Origin of the sequence: Fredinandcohnia onubensis (genome assembly GCF_002734215.1) — a bacterium.
Taxonomy (GTDB): Bacteria; Bacillota; Bacilli; order Bacillales; family Bacillaceae_L; genus Ferdinandcohnia; species Ferdinandcohnia onubensis.
In genome coordinates this window covers 56,719-70,921 of record NZ_NSEB01000025.1, presented here as the reverse complement: position 1 = coordinate 70,921, position 14,203 = coordinate 56,719, and the positions used below count along the sequence as shown (strand labels likewise).

6 protein-coding genes, 1 pseudogene and 1 riboswitch are annotated in these 14,203 nt (G+C 39.1%); of the genes and pseudogenes, 3 read left to right on the top strand and 4 right to left on the bottom strand.

Annotated elements, in window-relative coordinates; all coding sequences use genetic code 11:
• Positions 1 to 82: 82 nt before the first annotated feature.
• Positions 83 to 493: pseudogene (gene srtD / locus CKK03_RS22540) on the bottom strand (class D sortase, LPxTATN-specific); the annotation flags it as partial.
• Positions 494 to 707: 214 nt separating this feature from the next.
• On the bottom strand, positions 708 to 3,344 hold the full coding sequence (locus tag CKK03_RS22535) for an N-acetylmuramoyl-L-alanine amidase (RefSeq protein ID WP_099364752.1): 2,637 nt from the start codon (positions 3,342 to 3,344) through the stop codon (positions 708 to 710).
• Positions 3,345 to 3,587: 243 nt separating this feature from the next.
• On the opposite strand from CKK03_RS22535, the gene CKK03_RS22530 reads away from it, so the two are divergent.
• Positions 3,588 to 4,148: a sigma-70 family RNA polymerase sigma factor gene (locus tag CKK03_RS22530; protein ID WP_099364751.1), complete on the top strand. Its 561-nt coding sequence runs from the start codon at positions 3,588 to 3,590 to the stop codon at positions 4,146 to 4,148.
• Entirely contained in the window at positions 4,132 to 5,190 is a 1,059-nt protein-coding gene (locus CKK03_RS22525; protein ID WP_099364750.1) for a hypothetical protein, read from the top strand. Before CKK03_RS22530 ends, CKK03_RS22525 begins: the two co-directional genes overlap by 17 nt.
• Before the next feature lie 284 nt (positions 5,191 to 5,474).
• A riboswitch (cyclic di-GMP riboswitch) is annotated at positions 5,475 to 5,560 on the bottom strand.
• Between the two features lie 344 nt (positions 5,561 to 5,904).
• Here the strand turns inward: CKK03_RS22525 and CKK03_RS22520 are convergent.
• Positions 5,905 to 9,036, bottom strand: coding sequence for a S8 family serine peptidase (locus tag CKK03_RS22520; RefSeq protein WP_099364749.1), 3,132 nt, complete (start codon positions 9,034 to 9,036; stop codon positions 5,905 to 5,907).
• A 563-nt stretch (positions 9,037 to 9,599) separates the two neighbouring features.
• Here CKK03_RS22520 and CKK03_RS22515 point away from each other — a divergent pair.
• Complete coding sequence (locus CKK03_RS22515) at positions 9,600 to 10,973, top strand: GDSL-type esterase/lipase family protein (protein ID WP_099364748.1); 1,374 nt, start codon at positions 9,600 to 9,602, stop codon at positions 10,971 to 10,973.
• A gap of 68 nt (positions 10,974 to 11,041) precedes the next feature.
• Here the strand turns inward: CKK03_RS22515 and CKK03_RS22510 are convergent, their stop codons facing one another.
• Positions 11,042 to 14,188 carry an FIMAH domain-containing protein gene (locus CKK03_RS22510; RefSeq protein WP_099364747.1) on the bottom strand — a complete coding sequence of 1,049 codons (3,147 nt, stop codon included), beginning with the start codon at positions 14,186 to 14,188 and terminating at the stop codon, positions 11,042 to 11,044.
• Positions 14,189 to 14,203: the final 15 nt, after the last annotated feature.

Here is a 14,203-nt window from a genome sequence, read left to right as displayed (position 1 = left end):
TATAGACTGCACCCATGCCGGGCGCACACAGATGTAAACCCCTCACATATTGAGGGGTTTTATTTTTGGGATTATTATTCATTCATATTTTTTCAGCATAAATGATATACCTATATGGCGCATGACCCATATAACCAAATGGATAGCAGGTTGTAACAATTAGTTCTTCCTCATTATTTTGAAGGGTTATGATTGTTGTATCATCTGCATCGACAATTTCTGTATGCGTGATTTTATAGGAATACTCGCCATAAGGCACTTCAACCTTCATTTCATCTCCAATTTCGAGTTCTCCAACTCGTTTAAATACTGTATCACGATGACCTGATAAAACGATTTGGCCACCTTCATCAGGGTAATAGGAGCCCTTATAATGCCCTACCCCTTTCCGCAATTCATTCGGATCTGTTTCTTCTACAATTGCTAAATCTGCTTCTATTTTAGGAATTGTTAAGAGACCTACAATTTCACCCTGGTCAGGAATAAATCTTTCCCTCGTTTTTTCTATTATAGGTTACAGGTGATTGATTATAAATAATAAGATGCGATTACGGTTCCTAAGATTGTAAGTAGTAATAAACGTTAGATTTTTTCATTTTTATCCCCTAAAAAACAAAATCTAACAATATACTGCAATAAATTTAACGAAAAATGTTAAAAAAGTACCAGTTCTTTTAAAAGAACTGGTACTTTTTTCATACTTAATATTAGTAATAAGTTTTAAAATACTCATCAATACCGTCTGCGATTGCTTTCGCTAATGCGTTTTGGTACCAATCGGTCTTTAATTTTTGACGTTCAGTTGAATTACTGAGAAAACCAAGTTCAAGTAGAGTTGCTGGAACTGAAGTTTCACGAATAACTGAGTAGGCTGCTCCGTCTGTCCCACGGTTGTTTGCGCCTGTATTATTTAATAGATTTTTCTGTATAGCGTTTGTAAGTGTTACGCTTCGCTTAATCCGTTCTGCATTATTATGCATACTTTGATTAATTTTTGGAGGGTAATCTGAATCATATTCGTAGTAATACGACTCAATTCCATTGGCACTTGAAGATGCCGAATTATTATGATGAATACTTACAAAAATATCTGGCTGAAGTTGATTTGCTATTTTTGAACGGTCTAATAGTGACACATATGTGTCGCTATTACGTGACATATACACAGTATACCCACGATTAACTAATAATGACTGTACCTTTTTGGAAACAGCAAAGTTTAAGTCTGCTTCATGGACTCCAGCAGAAATGGAACCTGGGTCATAACCACCATGTCCTGGGTCGATAAAAACAGTTAACGGCTTTTTAAATGAATATTTTTCACTTGCCGCCATGCCTTGCCCTTTAGGAACTAACTTCACTTCAATTGCTTCTAACCTTTTGGAATGACCTTCAGATCCAGCTTTCATTCCATTTTTGGCCCATCCTAGCCATCCATAGGTCTGAATATGAACTCGATAATATACATCATAGTAATTAGCGATTTCACCAGTTAAATTGATCTTGATAGCTTCCATTCGTTTGCCTTGGCCCGATGTACCGGATATTCCACCATTCGAGACGTTTTGCATCCATCCGTAACTTTGAACATGCGTGGAATACGTAATGCCTCCACCAAAAGGATTGTCTTGAAGGTTAATTTTAATTGCTTCTAGACGTTTGGCTAGACCAACCTTTCCACTAACTGCCCCATTTTTCACATCATTAAGCCATCCGAATGATTGAACATGTGTCGAGTAAGTAATGGTTGGTGTCTCTATATATGAGCGTTCTGTAGAACCTGGTGCATTACCACCTTTTGCTACAAGTACAATTTGAATGGCTTCAAGTTTATTCGCTAAACCCGATGTACCTGCTGGTTCTCCATTTTTGGCCCAGCCTAGCCAGTTGAAATTCTGAGAATAGGCACGGTAATAAACATCATAATGATTTGCCAGTTCACCTGTTAGATTCATTTGAATCGCTTCAACTCTAAGGCCTTTTCCACTTGTACCACTGGTTTCACCATTTGATACACTATTTAGCCAACCTAAACTTTGGACATGTGTCTTATAGGAAATTCCGCCAGAGTATGGGGAGTTTTCAATCGAAATTTGAACGGCTTCAAGTCGTTTAGATTGATTTATAGTTCCGCTGGTTTCACCATTGAACACAGGATCAATCCAGCCGTAACTTTGGACATGCGTTTTGTATGTTACAGAAGGTTGACTCGGGTTAATATTTGTTGGTGGTGTAGATTCTTTTTTGACAATTTTAATTTCAATGGCCTCAAGTCGCTTAGCCTCTCCACTTGTTCCTGCCATTTCACCATTTTCCACCCAATCGAGCCAACCGTAATGTTCCGCATGAACACGATAGACAATATCGTACTTATGAGCATCTGGCCCAGTTAGTTCAATCTTAATTGCTTCTAAACGTTTGGCTTGACCTGTAGTACCACTGTCTTTCCCATCTGCAACATAGTCAATCCAGCCTTTACTTTGAACATGGGTCGAGTATTTTACACCTAGACCCTGTACATTATTCACCTTGATTCTAATACTTTCTAAGCGTTTTGCTTGTCCTGAAGTACCAGAAGTTTTTCCATCATAGACAGGTTTTTGCCATCCGATCCCTTGAACATGCGTTTGGTATTCAACCGATGGCTGTTCAATAGCTACAGGAGCCGCAAATGTGCGAAGCATTGTTACTGGTTGTGCCTCTTTTTGATTTTCTGGATTTGCCTCTGTTACATCCGAGGTAATAGATGCGGATCTCATTTCCATTGATTCTTTTGCTGCGTTAATAGAGTCATATTCTTCTTTTGTTATCTCTACTTTTTGATTTTTTTCATTTATTGAGAAATAGGATAATCCTCTGTTTTCAATTACAGTGCCTTTTTCATCAATGATATTCGTCTCTTGAATCAAAGTACCGTTATCGTTTTCGGTAACAACTGTAACTTCTTCACTAAATTCTAGAGGTTTAATAGTTTCGACTTTATTTACTTCCGAAGAAACTATTCTATAATGGAGGCTTTCATCTTCCGTTACCTTGAGTTCATTCAATTTATTAGAAACAACTAATACTACTGTTTCAGCATTGTTAGAAGAAACAATTTGATTCTGAATTAGACCGGTTACCGCTGACTTTGTGTCATCCGCCCACCCGGTTAAAGTTAATGTTATATGCTCATTAACCTTAATTTCCTGTTCGTCACCATTAAATTGAATGAAATAATAACTGAGATTATCCTGAAGATTGCTTGTATTTCCAGATTTAAATGCATAGGAGATACTTGCGTTAGAAAATGACATAAAACTAATTAACAACAGACTGACTACTACTATAAATTTCCTTCTCATCACCCATAATCCCTACCAATGAATTTTAATACTTAAAAAAGACAGTTTATATTTCATATAATCTGAACCTACGTATTAATACCTATCATTCTAGCATAATTTACAAAAATCGACATTAATTTATTGTAAAATATTATCAAAGTTGCTGGATAAAAGGCACCCCTGTTTTTGAGAAATAATCATATCCTACGATGCATCAGTTTTGGTTTGAGATTCGTCTAATTGGTGTAAGGGGGGAAAGTTGTGAAAGAAGAAAGTACTGGGAGGATGAGAGAGATATCAAATGAGGAGCTTGTAAATCAGCTTTTTGACTTATATGGCAATGATTTAAAACGAATTGCGTTTATGTATGTGAACGATCTTTCCTTGTGTGAGGATATCATTCAGGAAGTGTTTATTTCGTGCTATAGGAATCTTTCTACTTTTCGAAAGGAAGCGCAATACAAAACCTGGCTCATCCGCATCACCATTAATAAATGCAAGGATTATCAGAGAAAATGGAGCTTTCGAAACCTCATCTATAAGCCAATTATGGAGCCATTCATCCACTCTAATGAAGTGGCGGCAGAGGACGTGTATGTAAAGTCAATGGAATCGAATCATATTTTGACGACCATTTCCAAACTACCGGCTATTTACAAGGACATTCTTATTCTATTTTACTATCAGGATTTAACGATGGGAGAAATTTGTCAGATTACGAATGTGAAATTAAACACGGTGAAATCCAGATTGGCACGAGGAAAGCAGCTACTGAAACAAATGTTATTAAAGGAAGGTGTTGAGTATGGACCAATTCGATAAGGAGATAAAACAAGATCTGCATACCTATTTAAAGAGTGAAATAAACATCGAGCCAAAAGAGAAACAGAGGCTTAACGAGAGAATATCAAGAATCAATACTAATAAACCGCGAAAAGTTGGATACTATGCGGCAATAGCTGGAGCCATCGTATTATTGTTATTGCTTGCTACCCCGATGCTGAAGGACTTTGAAGATAACAACAAACCTGGTGCAGATAATGATAAAATCATTGAAAACCATCCTGATAAGGATAGCGATTTGAACGAAAAAGAAGTTCCTATTGTTGAGGTCAATGAGGAAGACGAACATGTTGTAGATATAGAGGAGGAACAGGAGAACTCACCTGTTGATAAGACCAACGAGGGGCCCGCTTTCGTGCCTTTGAACAGTGACGAGGCGTTTGCCATTATTGAGGGCCTAATTACGAACGTGAGAGATCAGTTTAATCAGGCTGGTCAAAAATACGGCTGGGGTCTTGAACGAAATTTTGTTGAGGCTGAATATGCACCTTTCGCTAAAGATTTACGTGAATTTGCTACCGATCAATTCGTACAAGGACACTTGTTTGAAATAGCAAAAGATTATTGTTACACAGGCTGTGACGCTGGTTTTTTTCCGAATTTATTTGCAACAGTGCGCCATAACCTTAGTGTAAATACTGCGGACAAAGTTACCCTTTCTTTCCTTGATACACCGAATATGCTCCATGATGGCTTTGAAACAACCATCTCGCTTCAAAAAGAAGGCGGAACTTGGAAGCTTGCCAGCATTGAAAATAAACGTATGGAGTTAATTGATTACCAGATTACAAGAGAAGAAGCGGACCAGTTAATGTCAAATTATGAAGGGTTTACATTTATCAAGGAAGTGAAGGGTGTCCACGACCGACTTTACTGGGATTCTCCTCAAACGACATCAACAAAGCCCTTTGATGCCACTATCTATATTTATTACATGCCGAAAAATGATACGTATTTTGGCATTTACTCTGATGATGGGTCGTCGCTAGATGATTATATGGTTAAGGAATATTTAAAATAAGTTTTGAAACGCAAAAAGAAGTGACCTTGGTCACTTCTTTTAAATGGTTTAGGTTAGGTGGTAAAGTTATACTTTTTTATAGCTTTGTAATGTAGTTAATAGCAGCTCGCTCGTGGTATTGCATCTTTGATTTAATATCTGACTTAATATCTTCGCTCCGGCAATCCTCAATCAAGACTTTATTTTTACTATATTGCATGCTGTGCCAATAGTACTTTGCTTTGTATATTACTTTTTTCATTCATATTCCCCTTTCGATTTACATAAATCGACGGAGCCTCGTGTTCGGGAACTGGCTGGCATAGTCCAAAAGACCTTAGCCCCTGTAGTTTTGCGTCATCACCTTTCAGTGATTTTGCCGTTTCGTACGATTTATGTATGATACGTTATTACTATAGACTAAGAGGCGAATCTATTGAAAGGGACTTTAGGACTATTTTCAATGTGTACGATGCTTTGTTAGTAGAATTTTGTCGAATTCGGTCGTTTTTCGAAATAGATTGTGAGGTTTATTGAGGAAGAAATTGGGGAATTGCGTTTTATTTAGAGAAATTGTGCCTCCAACCGGCAGAATTGCTTATAGCAGTTTTTCGGACTGGTACCGTGCTAGTTTCTTCACGTCAGAGACAAAAAAGACTAGCAATCAATTGCTTGATCGCTAGTCTTTATGGAGTTTATTAGTGGGACGAGGGACCTGTCCCTGTGACCCAACTCTTAGTTTTTCTTGTTTCCTGTGTTGCCGTTGTTGCCTTTGTTTCCTACTTTTACGTCGTTTGTTGTTACGTTACCTGCATTATCAACTGCGACGATTGTTACGGTTTGGCCATTGTCTAGTGCATCAGCAAAGACGTGTTGTGTTTCGCCGTTTGCATAAGGTGCTTCCGTAACAGATTTTCCATCAACTGCTACATACCAGTAAGCCACACCACTTGTTTTGTCTGAAACGTCTACTGTAACTGTTTTTCCATCTGCGTCTAATGTAGTTTTTACTTTAGGTGTTGTTACGTCTAGCTTAACTGGGAATGTTAACGTTTGAGCTTTAGCACCCTCATAGTCAAGAGTTGCCTCTGCTTGTAAGAAATATTGACCATCTGGAGCCTTTTTGCCGTTGTGCATTGTGCCATCCCATGTCCAGTCGGAGATTAAGTAGTACATTGCTCCTTGGCCGCTGTCATAGTAGTTTTTACGTACATCCTCTTCAGACGCAATTTCTTTTACAACTTTGCCATCCTCATTCACTACGCTTAATTTTAAATCTTTTGCATTACGTATTAAGGATAACAGGTATGTTGCACTATCATTTGTCCCGTCACCATTTGGTGAAATCGCGATAAGTTCTGGGTTAAGATCTCCAGTCGCTTGGTCGACACCTAGGAAATTATAGTTGCCTCCACCCGTATGAGTTAAAACACCAGTATTTCCGTAGAAAGTTGTTGGATCCCAAGCTGGCGTATCAAAGATTGGTGCTGCTGTCCAATCGCCTTTGAAACCTACATAAGGTACTACTAATTCTGGATTTGTATCAGTTGGATCCGTTAATTTTACAAAACCTTCTAACCAATAGCCATTTGTAAAAATTGATTGTAATTCTGCATCTAAGTCACTCACATCAATCGTAACATCAAATGTTTTTGTGCCATTCGCAGGTACTTCGATTGTGCTTGTAGCTTGACCGTTAACTGTAGCAACGTTTCCTAAATCCATAGCTCCGGCTAGGTTAGGTGCTGATACTAACACACCGCCTCCGTTAAGAGGAGTATCTGTTTGTGCGTTTGCACTCACTTCATATGAAACAGCTTCGTCAGAGTGATTTTCTGCTGTTAATACAAATGTTACTGAATTACCTTTTACTTCTTTTAGAGCAACCTTTGCTTCGCCTGTTTTAGAGTCAGTCACTGTAACAGGAGTTGATAATGCTGCATGTAACTGCATTAAACCTGCACCTTGACGACGTGGTGAAACAAATGCTCCGTCAAATTCAACAGGTGCCGCTGTGTTTAATAATAATTTTTTCGCTAGCTTTGATCTATCTGCATTTTCAAAACCAAATTCCTGGTCCACACGTTCTAGTACTAGTGCTGATCCACCAGATACATGTGGTGCAGCCATTGATGTACCACTCATCACTTGGTACTCGTTATGGTCAGCCGTTGAGTAAATTTGTCCACCAGGTGCTGTGATTTCTGGTTTGAAATCAAGGTTTGGCGTAATCCCCCAAGAAGTGAACGCACTCATTTTTCCAGTTTCGCTGTTTGGAACTGCCATTTGTCCGCCACCGAAGCTAACTGTAACAGTTTGTCCAGCTTGAAGCGCTTTTACAAATCGATCCCCGTCGGCTTTTAACATGAACAATTGAGGAATTTTGATAGCTGCATCAGTTGCCATATTAACTGTTCCATCCGTGTTGTTATAAACGATAACACCTGCTGCTCCAGCTTTTTGAGCGTTTAGCGCTTTTGTAACAAAGTCGAGTGTACCGCGTTGGATTAAAGCAAATTTGCCGTTTACATCTTTACCTTCAAAATCCTCAGGTGCTCCAATACCTGCATGAACTAATTCAAAGCTTTCCCCAACTGTTGGAGGTGTCTGACCTGCAGATAAAAACATCACCTGTTCAGCGTCGCCACCATCAATTGAAACCTGTGCTGCATCTGTAGTCATATACGTATTTTCATAAGACGCGACTGAGATTGAATCATAGGATACACTTGGTGAGCCTACAACCCCATAATCAGGATTTGAAGCATATGGATAAAAATATCCGTCTGCAAAAAGTGCAGAGTTACCAGCTGAAATAGACATGACCACTCCGTTGTCAACCGCACGCTTAACTGCTTGTTGTTCAGGAGAATCTGCATCTACGAATCCAGCTGTGGATCCAAGACTCATGTTCAGAACGTCTGCACCAAGCTTAAGTGCATCGTCAATTGCCTTGATATAGATGTCGCCATATGTAGATGGCACACCTTCACCAAATACACGTAGAGCTAGTAATTGAGCTTCTGGAGCAACACCTTTAATCCCGCCATTTTCTTCGTCACCGTTTGCCGCTACTGTTCCAGCAACGTGCATTCCGTGCATGCCAGTGTCGACATCATCATCAAGGATGTCATCATTACCATCCATGTAGTTCCAACCGTAAGGAACTTTTTCGTTCCAAAACTTACCTGGAAGATCGAATTCAGAGATGTCACTATCGACTTCTTCTTGTGTAAGTTTTGCAGTAGAACTGTCAGTAAGGATCATGTCTTTATGAGAAGGGTCGATACCAGAGTCAATGATTCCAACTACCATGCCTTCCCCTTTAAAATTGTATTCGCGCCATGCTTCCTGTGCCTGAACAAGTTCTTTACTGTACTTCATTTCAACTTCTTCATCTGGAATTTTGTATTCCGTTGCAATGTAAACTTCCTTTACTTCAGGAACTTCTTCAATTTTAGCGATATCAGCGTATTTCACCTTGCCACTGAAACCGTTCACAACCGCATCGAATTCTTGTTCATATTTGATGTTAATTTTCTTGCCTTTGATTTTATCTTTTGCTGCTTTTTTCTTGTTTTTTGCAGCCTTCTCTAATTGTTTTCTTTCACTTTTTGAGAGATTATCGTACTTTTTCCCCTGTTTTGTTGCTACCTCAACTGGGGCATCGCCTTCCATTTCTACGACAACACGAACCTCTTGATCAGGATCGATATTTTGTAGATTCGTAGCTTTTAAATCTGTGTTTTCGAGTTTTGGTTTCTGCGCATCTAGCTGTGCTGGCGTGATTCCGCCTGTAACCGCAAAAGCGCTTCCGCTAAATGCTAAAAGTAAAACTAGTAATAATGCCGTAATTCTTTTCCCCATTTTCATCCTCCCTTTTAACTTGGGACTACGGACCTGTCCTCTTGTCCCATATCTAAAAACTAGTGATACGAAGAATAGTCCCCCCTCACGAAAATTTCGGTCCCGAAATCATACAAAATTTTCGGGATATTCACACTATACTAAATTACTATTTTATGGAATAGCCCTAAAAGTCATAGTGCAATAGTTCTAAATTCGCATAAAATGTAAATTTAGATCACTTTTTGAAAGAAACTAAGAGAAAAAAATGAAACTTTTGGTCGGTTTTGTGGGATTTCTTGACGAAACAAATAAGTTTTTGATGGAGAATTTTATCGAAAAATTTTTATCTAAATGGGACAAAGGATAGGGTCCATTATTCCTTTAACCGTGTGAATCGGTAAAGTTTAGTTGAAATATATGATAAGATCCTTTAATACATTAACTTATTTACAAGAATCATAGGGTAAGGTACCCATTTTTTTGTATTATTTTGTAGGAATTTAGCGAACGCTTTACATTGATGGTTCTGAAAATTACAAATAAACTATTAAAGACTATTCATCTATTACTAAAGAAGGAGGATGTTAGATCATTTTTTCGAAAAGAAAAAAATAAGTATTTTATTTTTACTAGTTTTATTATTCCAGACAGTAGTGGCTCCTACTGCTTTAGCTGGGGATTCTCCAGCGGACAAGCCATCACTAGTAGCACTTGGTGATTCAATCACCTTTGGTTGGAATCTCTATGAGGGGGAGAATCCAGATAAATCAAAGCCATCTGCACATGCATTTCCGAATTATATATTTGGAGGTGGGTTTGATGTCACGAACTTGAGTTATCCAGGTTGGACTTCCGGTCAATTGCTAGATGCAATCAAAACGAACCCAGCGTACCTGCCCGCAATTGCTCAAGCTGATGTCATTACGCTAAATATCGGAAACAATGACTTACTTCAGGCTGCAGAAGTTGGAAAACTCATATCTGAAGGAACACCATTAACACCGGAAAAGATCGCGGAAATTACACAAAAGATTGAAGCTGCTTCTCTTCAATTGGCTAGTAATCTCACACAAACTATGGGTGCCATCCGTAAGGTGAATCAAGAGGCTCCAATTCTCTTCTATAACGCCTATAACCCATTTGGTGCACATATTGAACAAATCGTGCCAAATTTACATACGATGGGTGAGCTTATTATCACAAATGTGAATCAAAAGGTAATCGCACCAATTTCAGCAAAAGTTCCTGGAACATTTCTAGTAGATGCCTATTCGGCATATAATGGGAAACAAGCTGCTTACATTCTACCATTCCCTGACGTACACCCTACTATTGAGGGACAGAAGGCTTTGGCCTCTCTAGCGGATCAAGTATTGTTTTCGTTGTTACCGCCAGAACTTCCTGAACTGGAGATTTTATTATCTGCTACACCAATTGAATCTACCGATGGTCCAGTAACGATTGACGTTGCAACAAATCATGAAGAGATTTTGGGGATGGCTTGGCTTCCTGGCGATTTAGCTGTAGAGGATTTTGAAACAGAAGGTAATGAAATTGCCTTAGACAATCCAGTGTTTGAAGTAACCGAGAATGGTTTCTACACCGTTTATGTGTTGAGTGGATCTGGTGAGGAGAAAGTCGCTTCTATTGAAGTGAAGAATATTGTTCCGCCGGTTGAGGAACCACCGGTAGAAGAGCCGCCTGTGGAAGAACCTCCAGTAGAGGAACCGCCTGTGAAAGAGGATCCTAAAGTGGAGAATCCAAAAGAAGATCCGATAAAAGAGCCTGTTAAGGATGAGGAAAAGGTAACTCCTGAAAAGACTGAAACAAAATCAGGTCCAAAACTACCTAACACTGCAAGCCCATTATTTAATATGCTTGCAATTGGAATCACAATTCTCTTAATTGGTTCCACTGTTTTGTTTATATACGTGAGAAAAAATAGAACAGCGTAATAAAAGGCCTATCTTTCAATCGAAAGATAGGCTTTATTGTGGGAAGGAGGGACAGGTCCCTTGACCCATTACCAAATTGCGTTTACGTTGTTGGTGAGCGTTTCTTTAATTTCGTTGTCAGCATTGCTGTTATCTAGGTGTTTTTTGAAGTCTTCTAGGTGTTTTTTGGCTTGTTGCACATCGTCTTTATCATAATGATGCTGTGCTTGGTCTAATCGGTTAGTTAGTTGTTGTGATAGTGAATGTTCGATTTGGTTTGATTCCAAAAGCTCTGCAATTTGCTTGGCTAATGTAGCTGTAGTGACTGTAACTGTCACTGAAAGTTTATTCGATGCGTATTCTTCACCTTGATAAGTCACGATTGCTTGAATTTCGGTAGTTCCTGCATTTTTACCGGTAATTTTTCCGTTATCTATTGCAGCAACCTTAGGTGAGCTACTTCCCCACTCTACAGCATCTACTTCATCTAAATTGACTTGCTCTCCATTTGTTAGGAGGACAGAAAGTTCAGATTCCATTTCCTCACCTTGGAGTAGTGTATCTTCTGCCGAAATAACGACTTTATCTAGTACAACTTCTCTCTCATACGTTAGTTTGAAGTCATCGTAATAGGCGCCTGACGTTGTAAAGAAGTTAGAAGCCCCTCCAAATAATCTAGCAGAAACAGCATTTTCAGGTGCTGTGACCGTTGCACGAACAGTTTGCCACTGTTTGTGTCCGCCCCTAACATGAATGATGTTGACACCATCCACATCTTTCCCAACTTGCTTACCAGCTGAATCAAAATAACGGATAAAGAAGCTTGCACTGCCATCTTCCAAATACATTTCAACAGTACCCGTATATTCAACACCAGCTGTAACCGGAATATGATCTGATACGACAAACACAGTTTCATTTTGAGCTCTATCGGCGATTTTCAAGGAATTGTTCCCCGTTTTGGCCTTTTCATCGGTTATCCCGTACGATACATTACTAGTAAGGTTAAATAATGACGACCAACCCGGAATCGAATTATTTTCTCCTACTGTACCTTCAAATCCTGCATTTTCAAAAGAAACAGGAACGGTTTCGTAAATAGGTACAACAGGTAGTTTTCCGCCATCAATGACAGGAATCATTTTTAAGTAATGGCTGTCACCGTCGATAAAATAAACATTTTGGTTGCCTTCGTTATCATAGGCAAGTTCGATAAACGACACTTCTGGTCCAGATTCAATTAAGCTAACGTGCTTGAGATCATCTGACTTAGGATCCACAACTGCTAGTTTTCCACCAATATCCGTATACAGTAAACCATCTTCACCAAACAGGATATGAACCGGTCTCCACATTCCTCTATTTTTAATATTCGGGTATAGATTCTTCGATTTTACAATTTCGTACGTATCCGGATCCATCGCAAATAAAATGCCATCAACGGCTCCCCATAGCAATCCATCATCATCAAATGTTAATCCGCTTATCATTGGTGGTGCATCTAGTTCTGGGAAGTCTAATTCAAATTCTGTGATTTTCTTCTTACCTGCTACATCCCACACAAACATTTTTGCCTTTTTCGCAGTTGGTTCGATATCTAATCCGCCACGGATTGTAGTAGAACCATAGATTTTTCCATCTTTATAAGCAAGGCCAACAATGCTTTGATCTTGAACGATATTTCTATGTGTCTCTCTTTCTCCTGTAATCGGATCATAGATCGTTAGAGTTCCACCTAATTTTTGATAGTATGGAATTGTACCAATTAACAATTTTTCATTTTCGAATTTCATAATATATGGACGGTCTTGTTCATACTCATCATATAAATTGAATAGCGTTTTAACTTCTAGTGTATCTGTATTCATCTTCTGAATCGATGCCCCGGAGTATATACCGAAGTACATATCAGAGCCATTTCCAGCAATCATGCCTTCTGCTTGCCCTTGTGAATACGTCGTAACCTCTCCTGTTTTCGTATTATACCTTGCCCCTTTTGGTCCACCTGGGTAGGTAGTCATGTACAGGTTGCCATCAGGACCAAGTCCAAGACTATGTAAAGCTAAAGGCAAGTTCCCATTCATCGCTAAAGGCAAATCAATTATTTTTTGGTCGTCCAAATCCACTGTCATAATTTCACCGGATCTTTTCACTGTAACAAGACGTAAATCTGAATTATTCTCGCCAAAATCAACGAATGCACTTCCTCGCCATCCTGCAGGATAACGTATACCTGTTTCCCTTGTTTCAAGTGTGTTTACATCCACTTCTAAAATATGACGTTCGTTAATTACGTATGTTTTGCCATCATTCACAGCTAATTGTGAATATCCAAAAGCCCCAAAGTCGTCCTCAGAACCATCGCCTTTTATACCACCTATTACTCGATCAACCCACTCTTGTGTCGTTAAATCATATACCAAAATTGCACTCACACCACTGAAACGTACAAACAAGTAATTTCCAGCGACCTCCATATCATAGGCAAACTGCATTTCTTCAAGTGTACTCCCCATGATATCCGCTACATTTTTCGTGATATTTTCTTTTTCTAAAGTCTCCGTGTTGATGCGGTAGACACTTCCAGTAACCCCCAAGCCTGCGTAGAGATATCCGTTGTGGTAAGTCAACGATCGAACATAACTAGCGTCGCCCTCAGCATCTACTTTTCCTAGGTCAATAAACTTTTGCTGAGTGACGTCATATTTGAAGATTTTACCTTCTTTTTCTTTGTATGTTCCGATATAGACATTTCCTTGATCATCTGTTGTGCTGCTCCAAAATTGATGGCTTGCATCTGGAATCCCCAGGTTCTTAACAGATTTTGTAGCAGGTGAATAACTCCAAAGTTCTCCCGCGTTCTTTTCTGCTAATCCAGCAATATAAACAGTTCCATCTGGAGCAATAATATGTGTCCAGACCTGGCCAACATTACCCAGTTGCGCATTAAAGAGAACCGTATTGTTTTTCACATCAATGACATTAAATAATCCTCCATTGGCGGTTGTGTAGACAACATCTTTCCCGTTCTCTTTCCCAAATACAGCATCCGTTACAACTGCACCTGTAGCAGGAGTACCTAGATTCTGCACTTCTTTAAAACCACGACCATTCAATTTTGCAACCACCGTCTCGTCTTGATTTGCTTCGGCACTTACACTGAATTGAAAGAAACTAGTAATTAACAAAGCAATTAAGAAACTCGAGAACAGCTTGCGAAAACGTTTTTTCCCCATGTGAAATCTCCCTTC

Bases quoted from the DNA above. Each gene is read 5' to 3' on its own strand.
- CKK03_RS22535 (WP_099364752.1), bottom strand. From the start codon at position 3,344: ATGAGAAGGAAATTTATAGTAGTAGTCAGTCTGTTGTTAATTAGTTTT.
- CKK03_RS22525 (WP_099364750.1), top strand. From the start codon at position 4,132: ATGGACCAATTCGATAAGGAGATAAAACAAGATCTGCATACCTATTTA.
- CKK03_RS22520 (WP_099364749.1), bottom strand. From the start codon at position 9,036: ATGGGGAAAAGAATTACGGCATTATTACTAGTTTTACTTTTAGCATTT.
- CKK03_RS22515 (WP_099364748.1), top strand. From the start codon at position 9,600: ATGTTAGATCATTTTTTCGAAAAGAAAAAAATAAGTATTTTATTTTTA.
- CKK03_RS22510 (WP_099364747.1), bottom strand. From the start codon at position 14,188: ATGGGGAAAAAACGTTTTCGCAAGCTGTTCTCGAGTTTCTTAATTGCT.